Genomic DNA, 17,278 nt, shown 5'->3' on the forward strand with positions numbered 1-17,278 from the left:
GCTTTGGGCGGCCGGAACGTGCGCTGACGCAATGCGACCAACTTGGGTCCCCGCCTCCGCGGGGAAGACGGTCTTTAGGCTGAAGGTTAACGACACCGCAGCGAATAGCTCTCGCTGCCAGTGCACGTCATTCCCTCCACTGGAATGACTCCCGCGAAGGCGGACCCAAGTTCAGTTCGCAAACCACAATCCACAAGCCAAGCCGAATGGTAAGCTCCGCCATCCCGGTCCTCATCCAACTTACCACCATGCCAGCCCGCTACCCGCTCTACCTGATCGCTTTTTGCGTGTCGTTCAGCGCCAACGCAGCGGAAGCAAAACCGCCCGCCACGTGCGACGGCCTGCCCCGCCTCGCCGTCCAGACCGCACCCGGCTTCTGCCTCGGCCTCGTGGCAGAAAAGTTGAAAGCCCCCCGCGGTCTCGCCGTGCTCCCCGACGGCGACATCATCGTCACCGACATGGGCGGCTGGGAACCAGGGCGTGGACGCATCTGGCGGCTCAAGCGTGATGGCGCCACCTACAACAAGACCGTGATATTCAAGCGCCTGGACCGCCCCAACAGCGCAGCGATCGGCCCGGATGGCAAGGTCTATATCGGCATGGCGGGCCGCGTCGCGCGTTTCGCGCCGGGCGAGGCGCTACCTGTGCTCACCGATGTCATTGGCGGCACGTCCGGCACGCCGGCACTTCCGGCGCAAGGCCGCCACCTGCTGCCCGCCATCGTCTTCGACGCCAAAGGAAACCTCTTTGTCAGCGTCGGCTCCGCCACTGATCATTGCGAAAGCGCGGACGGCACGATGCCCCCGGGCGCCACCTGCGCCGAACGCTCCGGTCCGGACGCGCTCGGCGTCATCCGGCACTATGCGATGCGCTGGCCGGAAGGGAAGGTGACTGGCTGGGATATCTACGCGCGCGGATTGCGCAATTCCATGGCGATGGCGATCGACCACCGCACCCAGACCTTGTGGCAAGGAGAGAACGCCCGCGACGGCATCCATGCCGCGATGCCCACGTTAAAGAACGATAACGAGCTGCCGCATGACGAGCTGAATGCGATCCGGCGCGGCGGCGATTACGGGTGGCCGTACTGCTATGACAAGGGCCTGGCGAGCCCGGAGTATCCGGCGGCGCGGTGCAAGGCCTATGTATCGCCAGCCAGGTTGCTGCCCGCGCATGCCGCGCCACTGGGCATGGTGTTCTACACGGCGAACCGGTTTCCGGCCGCCTTCCAGAACAGCCTCTTGGTCACCTATCACGGTTATCGCAAGCATGGACATCGCGTCGTCGCCCTCCTCGACAAGGACGGCGCCGGTCCCGCCGGGGCCAGCATCACGCTCGTCGCAGGAACGCGCAGGCAGGCCAAAGGCATGGGCGCCCCGGTCGGCATCGGTCTTGACCCCGACGGCGACGTGGTCATCAGCGACGACCACGACGGCATCGTCGTCAAACTGCATCGCGAAGCCAAGGAGCCGGTCTCCCCGCATGGCATCACGCCGGAGCAGCCTCCGGCGATACAATAAGCCGATGCGCATCCTCATCGTCGAAGACCATCCCGACATCCTCGCCAACCTGTATGGCTTCTTCGAGCCCAAGGGCCATGTGCTGGATGCCGCCCGCAACGGCTACGGCGGCCTGGTCCGGTGGTGCGGCTGGCGGTCAAGGAGCCGGCCTTCGTCAGCTTCGTGCTGGACAATCGCGAGAAGGTCTTGTCGCGGCTGACATCGTTATGACATATAGGTAATTGCACGAAGATCGCTCCAGCAAGGGCATCCCGTATCTATACTGTGTTCTTCTGTAATCACACTAGCGCTACGATGTTCCCGATTCGCCCTGTTCTTCACGCTTCCTTGCTGGGGCTGGCCGCCTCCCTTGCGCTGGCCGGCGCGCCGGCAGCCCATGCGAACCCGCTGCCAGCAGGATGCGACCGGGGCGAACAAGGGCGCATGCCGCTCACCTTCACCGAAGACCTGCGTCCCATCGGGAAAGCCAGCATCAACGGCGAGAGCGTTCCCGTCATGCTGAGCACGGGCGCTCCGGAGTCGGTCGTGCTCAACAAGAAAACCCTGGAGCGTCTCGGCATTGCCGTGCGCAGCTCGAGCGGGTTCATGTCGGCCAAGGATGCCCGCAACCCGACCGGCCAGGACATCGTTCGCGACAACGTCCTGCATGCCATGCTCGAGGAATTCTCGTTCGGGCGCACCAGGAGCAAGGATGTCGAGTACATGGTCGAGGACTTCATGGACGACAGCTTCGGCGTACGGATGGGTGCGCGCAGCCTCCTGCAGACAGACCTGGAAATCGCCCTGGACGAGGGCTACCTGAAATTCTTCAAGCCTGCCGGCTGCTTCAAGGAGCATCTCGCCTATTGGGATCCTGACGCGGTGCCGGTCACGGCGCGGGTCGATCCGTGGCAGCGCGATCCGCGCTTCGTGTTCAGCGTCCGCATCGGCGGTAAGGACGTCTGGGCCTTGCTCTCGACGGCAACCCCGTATTCCTATCTGCCCAAGGCGGTCGCCACCCGCCTTGGCCTGACGCCGGAGTCACCCGGCGCCATGCGCGAAGATCCGCTGCCGGGGCAGGATGCGGACAAGCCGGTCTGGAAGGTGCCGGTGGCGCAGATGGCAATCGGCGCCCTCGAGGTGAAGAACATCGACCTGCGCGTGATGGATTTGCCCCACTCGGGCGAGATCGTGGTGCTGGGCGCCGATTTCCTGCACCGTTACCGCGTCTACATGGCGCGTGACCAGAAGCTGGTGTATTTCTCGCCGATCAAGCAGCCGAAGGTCTGGAAGCGCGGCTCGGTCAAGGTGATTCCGCAGGCCTTGAGCGAAGCGGGTTTGTAAGCGCCGCGCTTATTTGGCCGCTTATTTGGCCGCTTGATTGGTTGATTACTCGGTCGTCGCCGTGACCGGCGCCGCTTCCTTGGCCATCTCCTGCCCGCGGCTGATGCTGTCGCCGTCGTTGCGGCGCAGGCGCCGGAACACCAGGGCCGAGATCACGGTCAGCACGGCCAGCGTGGCGAAGCCATGGTGCAGGGCGCGCGTCACCTGCACGTGGTCGGTCTGCGGCACGCCGCCCAGGAACCAGGCCGTCACGATCGACCCCGCCGCCAGGCCGAAGCTCATCGACAGCTGCTGGAAAGAGCTCGAGATGGTGCTGGCCATGCTCGAATCCTGGGGATCGATGTCGGCATAGGCCAGGGTATTCATGCTGGAGAACTGCAGCGAATTGAAGAAGCCCTGCATGAGGCTGATGGCCACGATCGCATAGAGCGGCGTGCCGGTTCCCACCAGGGTGAACAGGGCGATGGTCAGGCCGATGCAGACCGTGTTCACGACCAGCACCTGGCGGTAGCCGAAGCGCCCCAGCAGCCTGGAGGCGAACAGCTTCATGCCCATGGCGGCGGCGGCCGCCGGCATCATCAAGAGGCCCGATTGCCAGGCCGGCAGTCCCAGGCCGAGCTGGTAGAGCAGGGGCAGCAGGAAGGGCAGGCCGCCGACGCCGAGCCGGGTGACGAAGCCGCCCAGCACCGCGATGCGGAAGGTGCGCACCTTCAGCAGCGTCAGGCGCAGCAGCGGATGCTTGATGCGGCAGGCGTGCCAGGCATAGGCGCCCAGCAGCGCCGCCGACAGCGCGAACAGCAGGCCCGCCGTGAACGGCGCGAGCGTGTGTTCGCCGAATACTTCCAGCAGCCAGGACAGGATGGCGGTGCCGCTGCTGAACAGGATCAGCCCGGGGACGTCCAGCGGCCGCCGCTCCTCGCCCTGGTAGTCCGGCATGTGGCGCCAGACGAAGTAGAGCGCCAGCAGGCCGACCGGCACGTTGACGAAGAAAATCACCCGCCACGAGGTCCAGTGCACGATCAGGCCGCCCGCCGTGGGGCCGAGCAGGGGCCCGATCAGGGCCGGGATGATCACGAAGTTCATTGCCGCCAACAGCTCGTTCTTGGGAAAGGTGCGCACGATCGCGAGGCGCCCGACCGGCATCATCATGGCGCCGCCGAGGCCTTGCAGCAGGCGCGCGGCGGTCATCATGCCGGCGTTCAGCGACAGCCCGCACAGGACCGAAGCCAGGGTGAAGACCGCGATCGCGATGAAGAACACGCGCCGCGTGCCGAAGCGGTCGGCCATCCAGCCGCTGACCGGTATGCCCACCGCCAGGCCGAGGATGTAGCTGGTGACGACCGACTTGAGGCTGAGCGGGGTGACGCCGAGGCTGGACGCGATGCTGGGGATGGCCGTATTGACGATGGTGGCGTCGAGCTGCTCCATGAACAGGGCAGTGGCGACCAGCCACGGCAGGTAGCGCTTGAAGCTTGCGGATGTGGTACTGGATGGGGTCAATCGGGCCTCGGCAGGGTCGCGCGCCGCAGCGGGCGGTGTTGGCCGATTGTGTCACAAATCGGCGCAGGCCCGCGCCACGCGCGGACCTGTCCCGAGGATGAGTCTAAAAGCGGCTCAGAAGCGCCAGGCGGCGCGTGCGACCAGCCAGTTGGCGCCGGCGTTCGGGCTCTTGATGCTGCCGTTCGAGTAGTGCTGGAAGCGCAGGCCCAGGTCCCACTTCGGCGTGGTGTAGCCCACGCCCACATGGTCGGCGAACTGGAGGGCGGTCGACAGTTCCTTGTCCTCGTTCTTGTACAGCTTCGAGAACATGCTGATGCCGATGCCGGCTTCGGCATACCAGCCCAGCTTGTCGTCGGCCTGGTAGCGGAACACCGGGGTCAGGCCGGCCACGGCGATGGTCTTTTTCTGGCCAGGCACGTTGCGGTAGGCCTCCAGGCGCCAGGCGGCCAGGTTGGCGTCCCAGTAGCCCGACAGGTGGCGGCCGCCGGACGCGAACCAGCGCTGGTCCCAGTCCGACTGGACGGCCACGCGGGCCATTTTCTGCTGCGGATTGGTGCCGAATTCGACGGAAGCGGAATCGATCCAGCCATCGGCCGCATGGCCGGCCTGGGCGAACAGGGCTGCGCTGATGAAGCCCAGCGCGGCGCCGATTTTTTTCATCATCTTCATGGTTTGCCTTAGAAATGGAAGTGGAGCTCGTCAATGAGTCTGGCACTATTGACGAAGGCGGTATTGTACTTGTGTGAACAAAGTCGCGCTGGCGGCCCTCAAGCCATGCGGCGCAGGTATCATAGGCGCCCGCCGTACATTGAACCGGATCGAACATGGCCGAACCAACCATCACCCCCCTGTACCCCCTCGCCGCCCCCATGGAGCGCCAGGTGGAAGCCGCCGTGCTGCCGCACGACCCCGTCGCGGACCACATCGCCGCCCACCTGGGCGCGCCCTCGCTGGTGTTCCACGACACCGTGGCCGACCCGGTCCAGGTGGACATCCACGTGATTCCCGCCGGGCCACAGTACCCCTTCCTGCGCCTGGTCACCTCGGGCATGAGCCGGAAGGCGATGACGACGCCGGAAGGCGCACCGCCCTACGGCGAGCTGATGATGTCGCTGCCGCCCGACTGGAAGCTGGACGAGGAAGCGGTCAAGGACGAGCGCTGGTACTGGCCGGTGGCCCTGCTGCGCCACCTGGCCCACTACCCGCACCAGCAGGCGACCTGGATCGGCCTGGGCCACACGGTGCCGAACGGCAGCCCGGCCAAGCCCTACGCGAGCGGCGTCAGGTTCGAAGGCGCGATCCTGCTGCCGCCGGTGTCCGCACCCGAGCCTTTCCATTCCGTGAACGTGGACGGCAAGGACGTCTATTTCCATTGCGTGGTGCCGCTCTACAAGGAAGAGCTGGACCTGGTGCGCCGCCGGGGCTTCCCCGAGTTGCTCGACAAGTTCAACGACAAGAACGTGACCGACGTGGTGGTCCCGGACCGCGTGAACACGGTCAAGAAGAAGTTCCTGGGGCTGTTCTGATGGAGCGGCCCGTCATCGCCTTCCTGGGCATCGGCCTGATGGGCGGGCCGATGGCGACGCGGCTGGCGCAGGCCGGCCATCCGGTGCGGGCCTGGAACCGCACCCATGCCAAGGCCGAGGCCCTGCGCGGGCCGGGCCTCGGCCTGGACGCCTGCGCGCGGCTGGAGGACGCCATCGCCGGCGCGCGCATCGTGATCTCGATGCTGGAGGCCGGTCCCGTGGTGGAAGAGGTAATGCGCATGGCGCTGCCATCGCTCGCGCCGGGCGCCCTGTGGATCGACATGAGCTCGACCCGGCAGGACGAGGCGCTGGCTTTTCATTCCCTGCTGGCTGCCCACGGCTGCCGCTTCCTCGACGCGCCGGTGTCCGGCGGCGTGGGTGGCGCCCAGAGCGGCCAGCTGGCCATCATGGCGGGCGGCGCGCAGGCCGATTTCGACGAGGCCGCGCCGGTGCTGGCGGCGATGGGCACGCCGCGCCTGGTCGGCCCCGCCGGCAGCGGGCAGGTGGCCAAGCTGTGCAACCAGCTGATCGTGGGCGCAACCCTCAATGTGGTGGCCGAGGCGCTGCTGCTGGCGCAGGCCGCGGGCGCCGATCCTGCCCAGGTGCGCGAAGCGATCCGCGGCGGCTTCGCGGGCAGCCGCATCCTCGAGGTGCATGGCCAGCGCATGCTGGACCGGAATTTCGTGGCCGGCGGACAGGTGAAGAGCCAGCTGAAGGACTTGCACAATGTGCTGGCCGCCGCCGGCGCGGCCGGTCTGGCGCTGCCGGTGACCGAGCTGGTGACGCGGCAGTACGAGGCGATCGCGGGGGATTTGCCGCAGGCGGATCACGCGGCGGCGCTGATTGCGCTGGAGCGCATGAATCCCGGGCTGCGCCTGGGCGAGATGCCAGACAAGCTGGCTTGACCGTAGGGTGGACGGGTCTCCCGTCCACGCGTTCAACGCACGTCTCTCAGCCCGCGCGCGAAAGCGAATCCGCTAACGATCACCGCGTGGACGGCGAAGCCGTCCACGCTACGGCTCAGGCCGTAGGCAAACTCATTTCGACCAGCTTCACCCAATAGCTGGCCCCGATCGGCAGCAAATTGTCGTTGAAGTCATAACTGCCATTGTGCAGCTGGCACGGCCCCAGCCCGTGCCCGCCCATGCGGTGCTCGCCTTCGCCATTGCCGATGAAGACATAGCAGCCCGGCTTTTCCTGCAGCATGAAGGCGAAGTCCTCCGCCCCCATGGTCGGTTCGACATCCGTATCGACCCGGTCCTGGCCCACCACCGCACGCATGGCCTCGATGGCGAAGGCCGTCTGCTCCGCATGGTTCACCAGCGGCGGATAGTTGCGCCGGAAATTGAACTCGACCTTGGCGTTGAAGCCGGCCGCGACGCTTGTGGCGATCTCGTTCATCCGGCGCTCGATCAGGTCCAGCACGCCCGTGGTGAAGGTGCGCACAGTACCGACCAGCTCGGCTTCGTCCGGGATCACGTTGGTGGCGCTGCCCGCATGGATTTGCGTGATCGACAGCACCGCCGTGTCCAGCGGGTTCTTTTCGCGCGAGATGATGGTTTGCCAGCTCTGGGCGATCTGCACCGCCACCATCACCGGGTCGACGCCCCGGTGCGGCTGGGCCGCGTGCGCGCCCTTGCCGCGCACCACCACGCGGAACTCGTTACTCGAGGCCATCATCGGCCCGGCCACGACGCCGAAGCTGCCTTCGGGAATGCCCGGCCAGTTATGCATGCCGTACACGGCCTCCATCGGGAACTGTGCGAACAGGCCGTCGTCCATCATGCGCTTGGCGCCGCCGCCGCCTTCCTCGGCCGGCTGGAAGATCACGTAGACCGTGCCGTCGAAGTTGCGGTGCTGGGCCAGGTAGCGGGCCGCGCCCAGCAGCATGGCGGTGTGGCCGTCGTGGCCGCAGGCGTGCATCTTGCCCGGGTTGGTCGAGGCGTGGGGGAAGCGGTTCAGCTCCTGCATCGGCAGCGCATCCATGTCGGCGCGCAGACCGATCGCGCGGCCGGACGTGCCGCCCTTGATGATGCCGACCACGCCGGTCAGGCCCAGGCCGCGCACGATGGGAATGCCCCAGGCCGTCAAGCGCTCGGCCACCATGTCGGCGGTGCGCACTTCTTCGTAGCACAGCTCCGGGTGGGCGTGCAGGTCGCGGCGGATAGCCTGCAACTCGGTCTGGAAAGCAAGTATGGGTTCCACTAGCTTCATCAGGGTCTCCTAGTCTTGTCATGCGGCTTGTTGTGTTGGCATTGCATGATTTGAACTATTGTAGCCTGCCTCAAACAGTCTTGACAAAGGAGGGCGCGAAGCCCGCGGGAATCGTATAAAGTATTGGTTTCACGCAGTTTTTTCCTGCAGCCTTCCATTCCAAAAGAACATGACCGCCACCCAAGTCCGTGCGACCTGCCCCCACGATTGCCCCGATACCTGCGCCCTGCTCGTCACCGTCGAAAACGGTGTCGCGACCGAGGTGAAGGGCGATCCGGAGCATCCGACCACGGCCGGGGTACTGTGCACCAAGGTGGCGCGCTACGTCGACCGCACCTACCACGCCGACCGCCTGCTGTACCCGATGCGCCGCGTGGGCCGCAAGGGCGAGGGCAAGTTCGAACGCATCAGCTGGGACGAGGCGCTGGACACCATCGCCACGCGCCTGAAGGGCATCGCCGCGCGCGATCCGCAAGCCATCCTGCCCTACAGCTATGCCGGCACCATGGGCCTGGTGCAGGGCGACTCGATGTCGCTGCGCTTCTTCAACCACCTGGGCGCCTCGCTGCTCGACCGCACCATTTGCGCCACGGCCGGCGCCACCGGCTACAAGTACACCATCGGCGGCTCGATGGGCACCGACATCGAGGAATTCCAGAACGCGAAACTGATCCTGATCTGGGGCGGCAACCCGATCGCCTCCAACCTGCACTTCTGGATGCGCGCCCAGGAAGCCAAGCGCCGCGGCGCCACCCTGGTCGCGATCGATCCCTACCGCTCGCTGACGGCCGAGAAGTGCCACCAGCACATCGCGCTGCTGCCGGGCACCGACGCCGCGCTGGCGCTGGGCATGATGCACGTGCTGATCCAGGAAGACCTGCTCGACCACGACTACATCGGCAAGTACACGCTCGGCTTCGAGGACCTGAAGGCGCGCGCGCTCGAATGGACGCCGGAGCGCACCGCCGCCACCTGCGGCATCACGGTGGAAGAGGTGGTGGCGCTGGCGCGCCTCTACGGCCAGACCGCCAAGCGCGGCGAAGCGGCCGCGATCCGCATGAACTACGGCCTGCAGCGCGTGCGCGGCGGCGGCATGTCGGTGCGCAACATCGCCTGCCTGCCGGCCCTGGTCGGCGCCTGGCGCCATCCGGCCGGCGGCGTCCAGCTGTCGACCTCGGGGACCTTCCCGACCGACCGCGCGGCCCTGCAGCGCCCGGACCTGCTCAAGGGCCGCAGCCCGCGCACGATCAACATGACCACCATCGGCGACGACCTGCTCAAGGAGGCTTCGCCGGAATTCGGCCCGAAGATCGAGGCCGTGATCGTCTACAACGCCAACCCGCTGGCGATCGCGCCGGACTCGAGCCAGGTGCAGCGCGGCTTCGAGCGCGAAGACCTGTTCACCGTGGTGCTCGAACACTTCCGCACCGACAGCGCCGACTATGCCGACATCCTGCTGCCGGCCACCACCCAGCTCGAGCACGTCGATGCCCACCTGGCCTATGGCCACCTGTACATGATGGCCAACAACGCGGCCGTGGCGCCGGTTGGCGAAGCCAAGCCGAACACCGAATTCTTCCGCCTGCTGGCGGCGCGCATGGGCTTCGACGACCCCTGCTTCAGCGAGAGCGACGACCAGCTCGCTGCCCAGGCCTTCAACAAGCAGGATGCGCGCGCGGTTCACTTCGACTGGGAATCGCTCAAGCGCAAGGGCTGGCAGAAACTGAACATGCCGGCCGCCCCGTTCGCCGAGGGCGGCTTCCCGACCCCGTCGGGCAAGTGCGAGTTTTACTCGAGCACCATGGCGCGGGACGGACTCGATCCGGTCCCGAGCTATACCGCACCGTATGAATCGGCCGCTTCCAACCCGGAGCTGGCCGCAAGGTATCCGCTGGCGATGATCTCTCCACCGGCGAGGAACTTCCTCAACTCAACGTTTGTCAACGTGCAGAGCCTGCGCGCCACCGAGGGCGAGCCGCACCTCGATATCCACCCGAACGACGCCGCCGCACGCGGCATCGCGCATGGGGATATGGCGCGCATTTTTAACGACCGCGGCTCCTTCGTCGCCCGCGCACGCGTGACCGACAAGGCGCGTCCGGGGCTGGTGGTGGGCTTGTCCATCTGGTGGAAGAAACTCTCCTCCGATGGCAAGAACGCCAATGAAGTCACCAGCCAGCGTCTGACCGACATGGGCAGGGCGCCCACTTTCTACGACACGTTGGTGCAGGTCGAAAAGACCGCACATGCAACGCGAGATTCGACGCGAGATGAAACCCTCTAGATTTTCCCAGGCCTTCCGGCCCATGATGGCCGCCGCAGCGGCGGCCCTGATGTTGTCAAGCTGCTCATCCCTCTCCTACTACAGTCAAGCCGCGCAAGGCCAGCTCGAATTGCTGACCGACTCGCGCTCCATCGACGACTGGATCGCCGATCCCGGCACCAACGTGAAACTGCGCCACCGTCTCGAGACGGCGCGCCAGATCCGCCGCTACGCGATCCAGGAAATGAAGCTGCCCGATAACGGCAGCTATACCAACTACACCCACCTCAAGCGCCCCTATGTGCTGTGGAACGTGGTGGCCACGCCCGAGCTCTCGCTCAAGCCCATGCAATGGTGCTTCCCGGTGGCCGGCTGCGTGAACTACCGCGGCTACTACAGCAAGGCCGAGGCCCAGGCCTTCGCCAAGGAGCTGCGCGCCAAGGGCCACGACGTCGAGGTGGGCGGCGTGCCGGCCTACTCGACCCTGGGCTGGTTCAGCGATCCCCTGATCTCGACCTTCATCAACTACCCGGACGCCCAGCTGGCGCGCATGCTGTTCCACGAACTGGCGCACCAGGTCGCCTATGTGGCGGGCGACTCGCAATTCAATGAGTCCTTCGCCAGCGCCGTGGAGGAAGCCGGCGTGGAAGGCTGGCTGGAACGCTTCGGTAACCCGGCCATGCGCGACGCCTACGACCGCTATGCGGCGCGCAAGCAGGATTTCCTGGGGCTGCTGCTCAAGTACCGCGGCGAGCTGGACCGTAACTACAAGAGCATGGCCCCCGACAGCGACAAGCGCATCGCCAAGGCGCGCCTGTTCCTGGCCCTGAAGGACGACTACCAGGTGCTCAAGGCGAACTGGGGCGGCTATGCCGGCTACGACAAGTTCTTCGAGGAGCCGCTCTCGAACGCCCACCTGGCATCGATTGCCACCTACAACGATTTCGTGCCCGCTTTCCGCGCCTTGCTGCAGCGCGAAAGAAGCTGGAACGGCTTCTACAAGGCAGTCAACCAGCTCGCCAAGCTCGACAAGGCGGACCGGCACCGGGTGCTCAAGAAGCTGGGCGCCAGCACCACGCCGGCGCCGCTCGTGGTGCAGCGCAGCATGGTTGGCGCGAGGTAGAGGACCCGTTCCAATCGCGCCGAAAGCGCTTGCGCGTAGCAGCACTGCCCGATAGCATCATCATCAGCGATAACAAAGGCACAAGCTACGCGCGCGCGCGTGCGCAGCACCAGCCAGGCGCTCGACCACAACGATAACTATTTTCGAGACAGAGGCAACCAATGGACAAAATTTGGCTGAAGTCGTACCCCCCGGGCGTCCCTACGGAGATTGATCCAAATCAATACCGTTCATTGGTGCATTTGTTGGATGAATCGTTCGGTAAGTATGCTGACCGCAACGCGTATGTGTGCATGGACAAGTTCATGACCTATCGCGAGCTGGATGCGTACTCGAAGAAGCTGGCCGCCTGGCTGCAAAGCCGCGGCATGGCGCCGGGCGCGCGGGTGGCGATCATGATGCCGAACGTGCTGCAGTACCCGATCGCCATCGCGGCCATCCTGCGCGCCGGCTTCACCGTGGTCAACGTCAACCCGCTGTACACCGCGCGCGAACTCGAGCACCAGATCAAGGACTCGGGCAGCGAGGCGATCATCGTGCTGGAGAACTTCGCCCACACGGTGCAGCAGGTGCTGGGCAAGACCCCGCTGCGCCACGTGGTGGTGGCGAGCATGGGCGAGATGCTGGGCGGCGTGAAGGGCATGCTGGTCAACTTCGTGGTGCGCAGCGTGAAGAAGATGGTGCCGGACTTCGCCCTGCCGAACATGGTGCGTTTCAAGGACGCGCTGGCGCAGGGCAGCCGCATGCCGTTCAAGGCGGCCGAACTGAAGGCGGACGACGTCGCCTTCCTGCAGTACACGGGCGGCACCACGGGCGTGTCGAAGGGCGCCACCCTCACGCACCGCAACGTGATCGCCAACCTTCTGCAGACCGAAGCCTGGGCCGCGCCCGGCTTGCAGAAGATGGCGCCGGGCGAGCAGCCGGTGACCATCTGCGCGCTGCCGCTGTACCACATCTTCGCGCTGACGGCCTGCGCGATGTGGGGCATGCGCAGCGGCGGCTTGAACGTCTTGATTCCAAACCCGCGCGACATCCCCGGTTTCGTGAAGGAGCTGGCCAAGTACCGCTTCCACATGCTGCCTGCGGTGAACACGCTGTACAACGCGCTGGTGAACAACGCGGAATTCGCCAAGCTCGATTTCTCGGCGCTGCAGTTCTCGGTCGGCGGCGGGATGGCGGTACAGAAGACGGTCAACGACAAGTGGCGCCAGATCACCGGCACCGGCATCACCGAAGCCTACGGGCTCTCGGAAACCTCGCCGCTGGCGACCGCCAACCGTGGCGACGTGACGGAGTTCACCGGCACCATCGGCTTGCCGGTATCGTCGACCGAGGTCGCGATCCTGGACGACGAGGGCCGCGAGCTGCCCCACGGCCAGGTCGGCGAGATCGCGATCCGCGGGCCGCAGGTGATGGCGGGCTACTGGAACCGGCCGGACGAGACGGCCAAGGTCATGACGCCGGAGGGCTTCTTCAAGACCGGCGACGTGGGCGTGATGGACGACGGCGGCTACGTGAAGATCGTCGACCGCAAGAAGGACATGATCCTGGTGTCGGGCTTCAACGTTTATCCGAATGAGCTGGAAGGCGTGATCGCCGCCCATCCGGGCGTGCTGGAATGCGCCGTGGTCGGCGTGCCCGACCCGCATTCGGGCGAAGCGGTGAAGGTGTTCGTGGTGCGCAAGGACCCGAACCTGACGACCGAGCAGCTGATGGACTACTGCAAGCAGCAGCTCACCGGCTACAAGAAGCCGAAATACATCGAATTCCGCGACGAGCTGCCCAAGACCAACGTCGGCAAGATCCTGCGGCGGGCGCTGAGGGACGAAAAGCAGGCGGCATAGCCTAAGCACGGGCGTCACGGCATTCGGCTGGCGCGGGCCGTCCGGCAGGACGGCTTGCGCTTTTTTTAGTGGAACCAATATGGAAGGTAAGGCACAGATGGACAAATTTTGGCTTGGATCGTACGAGAAAGGCGTCGTGCCGGAAATCGACCCGACGCAGTACCGCTCCCTGACCCATTTGCTGGAGGAAGCCTTCCGCAAGTATGCGGACCGCAAGGCCTACGCCTGCATGGGCAAGTCCATCACCTACGCCGAACTCGATGCGATGTCGCAGCGCGTAGCGGCCTGGCTGCAGAACCGTGGCCTGAAGCCGGGCGCGCGCGTCGCGCTCATGATGCCGAACATCCTGCAATACCCGGTGGCGCTGGCGGCCGTGCTGCGCGCCGGCTATGTGGTCGTCAACGTCAACCCCCTGTACACCCCGCGCGAACTGCAGCACCAGCTGACCGATTCGGGCGCCGAAGCCATCGTGGTGCTGGAGAACTTCGCGCACACGCTGGAGCAGGTGGTTGGCAAGACGAGCGTCAAGCACGTCGTGATCGCCAGCATGGGCGACATGCTGGGCCTGAAGGGCCTGCTGGTCAACCTGGTGGTGCGCAAGGTCAAGAAGATGGTGCCGGGCTACTCCGTGCCGGGCGCCGTCGCCTTCAACCGCGTGCTCGCCGACGGCGCGCGCCTGACCATGAAGCCGGTCACGATCGGCCATGACGACATCGCCTTCCTGCAGTATACCGGCGGCACCACCGGCGTATCGAAGGGCGCCGTGCTCCTGCACCGCAACGTGATCGCCAACGTGCTGCAGAACGAAGCCTGGTTCGCACCGACCCTGGCGCGCCTGAAGCCGGGCGAGCAGGCGCAATATGCCTGCGCGCTGCCGCTGTACCACATCTATGCGCTGACCGTGTGCGCCCTGATGGGCATGCGCACCGGCGGCATGAACCTGCTGATCCCGAACCCGCGCGACATCCCGGGCTTCATCAAGGAGCTGTCCAGGTACCGCATCAACGTGTTCCCGGCCGTGAACACCCTGTACAACGGCCTGCTGAACAATCCGGAATTCGCCAAGCTGGACCATTCTGGCCTGATGGTCTGCCCGGGCGGCGGCATGGCGGTGCAAAAGCCGGTCGCCGACAAGTGGCTGAAGGTCACCGGCGCGCCGATCGTCGAAGGCTACGGCCTGTCCGAGACCTCGCCGGTGGTGGCGGCCAACCGCTGCGATATCACCGAGTTCACCGGCACCATCGGCCTGCCGCTGCCCTCGACCGAGCTGCGCATCCTGGACGAGCAGGACAACGAAGCGCCTTACGGCACCGCCGGCGAGATCGCCGTGCGCGGTCCGCAGGTGATGGCCGGCTACTGGCAGCGCGACGACGAAACCGCCAAGGTCATGACCGCCGACGGCTTCTTCAAGACCGGCGACGTCGGCATCATGGAAGCCACCGGCTACACCCGCATCGTCGACCGCAAGAAGGACATGATCCTGGTCTCGGGCTTCAACGTCTACCCGAACGAAGTCGAAGGCGTGGTGGCGGGCCTGCCGGGCGTGCTGGAAGTGGCCTGCGTGGGCGTGCCGGACAAGCACTCGGGCGAGGCGGTCAAGCTCTACATCGTGCGCAAGGACCCGGCGCTCAGCGCCGAGGACGTCATGAGCTTCTGCAAGGAGCAGCTGACCGGCTACAAGCGTCCGAAGTTCGTCGAGTTCCGCGAGACGCTGCCGAAGACCAACGTGGGCAAGATCCTGCGGCGCGAGCTGAGGGATGAGAAGGCGACGCAGGCGGCGTGAGTTAACGCTGTGTTGGCAGAACTTGGGTCCCCGCCTTCGCGGGGATGACGGTTTTAAGGATGGTGACCGGAATCGGATCCTCGACTGTTCACGCATTCTCAATTAACGTCATCCCCGCGAAGGCGGGGACCCAAGTTCCCCCGATAAGCCCCTAGCCGATCCTCTCCACCCCAATCCTCCCATCCTCCACCCGGAACGCCGCCAGCCGCTCCACCCCCGACCCTGCATCGCGCACGTTCTCCAGCCCCATGAAATGCGTCACCATCCCCTTGGGCGTGACCTCCATCAGCATGTACCCCCGCTTGTCGCTACGCCCATACCTCATGTGCGGATTGTTCGACACATGCGCTAAGGTCCTGGCCTGCGCCCGCGAACTCGAGGTCACCGAGGTGCCGCAGAACTCCGTCGCCGCCAGCGGATTGGCCTTCGACACCGGCCGCGAGAAATCGGGCCGCAGCTCGCAGGCATAGAAGGTGTGCACGTCCCCGCCCAGCACCACGGGATTCCTGGCGCCTGACTTGAGCACCGATTCAAGCAGCCGGCGCCGCGCCAGCGGATAGCCGTCCCAGCCATCGGTCCAGACACGGTTCTCGCCCGGCGCGAACACGGGAAAGCTGCTCGACTGCGCCATCAGGGTCTGCTGCGCCAGGATGTTCCACTGGGCGCGCGAGGACGCCAGCCCGGAACCCAGCCACGCTTCTTGCTCGGGCCCCAGCATGCCGCGCCGCGGATCCCGCAGCGCCGCGCACTCGCGCGCGAACATCGCGTTCGAGCCGCCCCGCCCCTTGCGCGGGCATGCTTGCGCCGCGCGGTGCTGGCGGTTGTCGAGCACGTGGATGCGCGCCAGCCGTCCCCAGTCGAGGCGCTGGTACAGGCGCAGTTGCGCGAAGTTCTTCAATGGCGGCAGGCGCAGCGGCATGTGTTCGTAGAAGGCCTGGTAGGCGGCCGCCCGGCGCGCTGCGAAGTCCCTGGTGAGCAGTTCGTCGCGCACGCCGGCGTAGTCGTTGGCGACCTCGTGGTCGTCCCAGGTCACGATCCAGGGTGCGGCGCGGTGCGCCGCCTGCAGGTCCGGGTCGCTTTTGTACTGGGCATAGCGGCGCCGGTAGTCGGCCAGGGTGAACGATTCGTTGGTGCGGACGACGCGCTGCGGATGCTGCAGCTGGTAGGGCCCCCATTCATAGATGTAGTCACCCAGGAAGGCCACCAGGTCCGGCGCGCTGCTGGCGATGTGGCGGTGCGCCGCGTAGCTGCCGAACTCCCAGTGCTGGCAGGAGGCCACGGCCAGCTTGAGCATCGCGGGCAGGGCGCCTGGCGCCGGCGCGGTGCGGGTGCGGCCCACCGGGCTGACGGCGTCGCCCAGCATGAAGCGGTACCAGTACCAGCGTTCCGGCACCAGGCCCTTCACGTCCACATGAACGCTATGCGCGAGCGCCGGCGCCGCTGTCGCGCTGCCCTTGGCAGCGATGCGGCGGAAGGCTTCGTCCTCCGCCACTTCCCAGCGCACGGCCAGGGCGACAGGCGGCATGCCCGAGGCGTCGAGCGGATTGGCAAGGATGCGGGTCCACAGGATCACCGAGTCCGGCAGGGGCGAGCCCGAGGCGACCCCGAGGCTGAAGGGATTGGCGCCGGTGGCGCCGGCGGGTGTGGCGAGCGATACCGCGCTGAGCGCGGCCGACCAGCGCGCTCCTTGCAGCAGGAACAGCCGGCGCGCGTCCTGCATTGACTCAGCGGTGCGCGATCAGCGAATCGAGCGGCGGCAGCTGGCGCGGCTTGCGGTCCGGGCCGGTGGCGACATAGGTCAGGGTCGCTTCGGTCACCTTGACCACTTCGGCCTGCAGGCGGTTGCGTTCGGCATAGACTTCGACGCACACGGTGATCGAGGTGTTGCCAACCTTGGTGATATCGGCGTAGAACGACAAGAGGTCGCCCACGAACACCGGGTTCTTGAACACGAAGGAATTGACGGCGATGGTCGCCACGCGGCCGTTGGCGCGGCGGGTGGCCGGCAGCGAGCCGGCGATGTCGACCTGGGCCATGATCCAGCCGCCGAACACGTCACCGTAGACGTTGGCGTCGCTCGGTGCCGGCATGACGCGCAACTCCGGCATCTTTCCTGCCGGCAGTCGGGTGATGGATGGGGTGGTGTTTTCTGGCGTGGTCATCTTGAAATCTCGGTAAAAGC

13 protein-coding genes and 1 pseudogene are annotated in these 17,278 nt (G+C 66.0%); 9 read left to right on the top strand and 5 right to left on the bottom strand.

What is annotated here, in order from left to right:
• The first annotated feature begins 248 nt into the window (after positions 1 to 248).
• The 3 genes and pseudogenes from V7778_RS19045 to V7778_RS19055 all read left to right on the top strand — a co-directional run bounded on the left by V7778_RS19045 (position 249) and on the right by V7778_RS19055 (position 2,843).
• On the top strand, positions 249 to 1,520 hold the full coding sequence (locus tag V7778_RS19045; RefSeq protein WP_335558137.1) for a PQQ-dependent sugar dehydrogenase: 1,272 nt from the start codon (positions 249 to 251) through the stop codon (positions 1,518 to 1,520).
• Between the two features lie 4 nt (positions 1,521 to 1,524).
• A pseudogene (locus V7778_RS19050) lies at positions 1,525 to 1,635 on the top strand (DNA-binding response regulator); the annotation flags it as partial.
• A gap of 179 nt (positions 1,636 to 1,814) precedes the next feature.
• Positions 1,815 to 2,843, top strand: coding sequence for an aspartyl protease family protein (locus tag V7778_RS19055; protein ID WP_335558139.1), 1,029 nt, complete (start codon positions 1,815 to 1,817; stop codon positions 2,841 to 2,843).
• 45 nt (positions 2,844 to 2,888) lie between these two features.
• Here the strand turns inward: V7778_RS19055 and V7778_RS19060 are convergent, their stop codons facing one another.
• Both V7778_RS19060 and V7778_RS19065 read right to left on the bottom strand, forming a co-directional pair.
• Positions 2,889 to 4,343 (bottom strand): DHA2 family efflux MFS transporter permease subunit, encoded by a 1,455-nt coding sequence (locus tag V7778_RS19060; protein ID WP_335558141.1) that lies wholly within the window; start codon positions 4,341 to 4,343, stop codon positions 2,889 to 2,891.
• Between the two features lie 114 nt (positions 4,344 to 4,457).
• Positions 4,458 to 5,012 (bottom strand): acyloxyacyl hydrolase, encoded by a 555-nt coding sequence (locus V7778_RS19065; protein WP_335558142.1) that lies wholly within the window; start codon positions 5,010 to 5,012, stop codon positions 4,458 to 4,460.
• 155 nt (positions 5,013 to 5,167) lie between these two features.
• Here V7778_RS19065 and V7778_RS19070 point away from each other — a divergent pair, with 155 nt between their 5' ends.
• Together V7778_RS19070 and V7778_RS19075 are read left to right on the top strand one after the other, a co-directional pair.
• On the top strand, positions 5,168 to 5,869 hold the full coding sequence (locus tag V7778_RS19070; RefSeq protein ID WP_335558143.1) for a suppressor of fused domain protein: 702 nt from the start codon (positions 5,168 to 5,170) through the stop codon (positions 5,867 to 5,869).
• Positions 5,869 to 6,774: an NAD(P)-dependent oxidoreductase gene (locus tag V7778_RS19075; RefSeq protein WP_335558144.1), complete on the top strand. Its 906-nt coding sequence runs from the start codon at positions 5,869 to 5,871 to the stop codon at positions 6,772 to 6,774. The genes V7778_RS19070 and V7778_RS19075 overlap by 1 nt, the downstream gene beginning before the upstream one ends.
• Positions 6,775 to 6,889: 115 nt before the next feature.
• Here V7778_RS19075 and V7778_RS19080 read toward each other — a convergent pair whose 3' ends face one another.
• The gene (locus V7778_RS19080; protein ID WP_335558146.1) at positions 6,890 to 8,083 is read right to left on the bottom strand and encodes a M20 aminoacylase family protein; all 1,194 of its coding nucleotides are present in this window, start codon (positions 8,081 to 8,083) and stop codon (positions 6,890 to 6,892) included.
• 169 nt (positions 8,084 to 8,252) lie between these two features.
• On the opposite strand from V7778_RS19080, the gene V7778_RS19085 reads away from it, so the two are divergent.
• The 4 genes from V7778_RS19085 to V7778_RS19100 all read left to right on the top strand — a co-directional run bounded on the left by V7778_RS19085 (position 8,253) and on the right by V7778_RS19100 (position 15,096).
• Positions 8,253 to 10,367, top strand: a complete 2,115-nt coding sequence (locus V7778_RS19085; RefSeq protein ID WP_335558147.1) for a molybdopterin-containing oxidoreductase family protein — start codon at positions 8,253 to 8,255, stop codon at positions 10,365 to 10,367.
• A gap of 25 nt (positions 10,368 to 10,392) precedes the next feature.
• Complete coding sequence (locus V7778_RS19090) at positions 10,393 to 11,469, top strand: aminopeptidase (protein WP_335558247.1); 1,077 nt, start codon at positions 10,393 to 10,395, stop codon at positions 11,467 to 11,469.
• A gap of 161 nt (positions 11,470 to 11,630) precedes the next feature.
• The gene (locus V7778_RS19095; RefSeq protein ID WP_335558149.1) at positions 11,631 to 13,313 is read left to right on the top strand and encodes a long-chain-fatty-acid--CoA ligase; all 1,683 of its coding nucleotides are present in this window, start codon (positions 11,631 to 11,633) and stop codon (positions 13,311 to 13,313) included.
• Between the two features lie 97 nt (positions 13,314 to 13,410).
• A complete protein-coding gene (locus V7778_RS19100) occupies positions 13,411 to 15,096 on the top strand; it encodes a long-chain-fatty-acid--CoA ligase (RefSeq protein WP_335558151.1) in 1,686 nt (561 codons plus the stop codon).
• 151 nt (positions 15,097 to 15,247) lie between these two features.
• Here the strand turns inward: V7778_RS19100 and V7778_RS19105 are convergent, their stop codons facing one another.
• Both V7778_RS19105 and V7778_RS19110 read right to left on the bottom strand, forming a co-directional pair.
• Positions 15,248 to 16,816: an alkaline phosphatase D family protein gene (locus tag V7778_RS19105; protein ID WP_335558153.1), complete on the bottom strand. Its 1,569-nt coding sequence runs from the start codon at positions 16,814 to 16,816 to the stop codon at positions 15,248 to 15,250.
• Positions 16,817 to 16,820: 4 nt separating this feature from the next.
• Positions 16,821 to 17,258 (bottom strand): acyl-CoA thioesterase, encoded by a 438-nt coding sequence (locus V7778_RS19110; RefSeq protein WP_335558154.1) that lies wholly within the window; start codon positions 17,256 to 17,258, stop codon positions 16,821 to 16,823.
• Between the last annotated feature and the right edge of the window lie 20 nt (positions 17,259 to 17,278).

This window comes from Massilia sp. DD77 (assembly GCF_036961685.1).
Classification (GTDB): Bacteria; Pseudomonadota; Gammaproteobacteria; order Burkholderiales; family Burkholderiaceae_D; genus Telluria.

Bases quoted from the DNA above. Each gene is read 5' to 3' on its own strand.
- V7778_RS19065 (WP_335558142.1), bottom strand. From the start codon at position 5,012: ATGAAGATGATGAAAAAAATCGGCGCCGCGCTGGGCTTCATCAGCGCA.
- V7778_RS19090 (WP_335558247.1), top strand. From the start codon at position 10,393: ATGGCCGCCGCAGCGGCGGCCCTGATGTTGTCAAGCTGCTCATCCCTC.
- V7778_RS19075 (WP_335558144.1), top strand. From the start codon at position 5,869: ATGGAGCGGCCCGTCATCGCCTTCCTGGGCATCGGCCTGATGGGCGGG.
- V7778_RS19100 (WP_335558151.1), top strand. From the start codon at position 13,411: ATGGACAAATTTTGGCTTGGATCGTACGAGAAAGGCGTCGTGCCGGAA.
- V7778_RS19105 (WP_335558153.1), bottom strand. From the start codon at position 16,816: ATGCAGGACGCGCGCCGGCTGTTCCTGCTGCAAGGAGCGCGCTGGTCG.
- V7778_RS19095 (WP_335558149.1), top strand. From the start codon at position 11,631: ATGGACAAAATTTGGCTGAAGTCGTACCCCCCGGGCGTCCCTACGGAG.
- V7778_RS19070 (WP_335558143.1), top strand. From the start codon at position 5,168: ATGGCCGAACCAACCATCACCCCCCTGTACCCCCTCGCCGCCCCCATG.
- V7778_RS19085 (WP_335558147.1), top strand. From the start codon at position 8,253: ATGACCGCCACCCAAGTCCGTGCGACCTGCCCCCACGATTGCCCCGAT.
- V7778_RS19045 (WP_335558137.1), top strand. From the start codon at position 249: ATGCCAGCCCGCTACCCGCTCTACCTGATCGCTTTTTGCGTGTCGTTC.
- V7778_RS19055 (WP_335558139.1), top strand. From the start codon at position 1,815: ATGTTCCCGATTCGCCCTGTTCTTCACGCTTCCTTGCTGGGGCTGGCC.
- V7778_RS19080 (WP_335558146.1), bottom strand. From the start codon at position 8,083: ATGAAGCTAGTGGAACCCATACTTGCTTTCCAGACCGAGTTGCAGGCT.
- V7778_RS19110 (WP_335558154.1), bottom strand. From the start codon at position 17,258: ATGACCACGCCAGAAAACACCACCCCATCCATCACCCGACTGCCGGCA.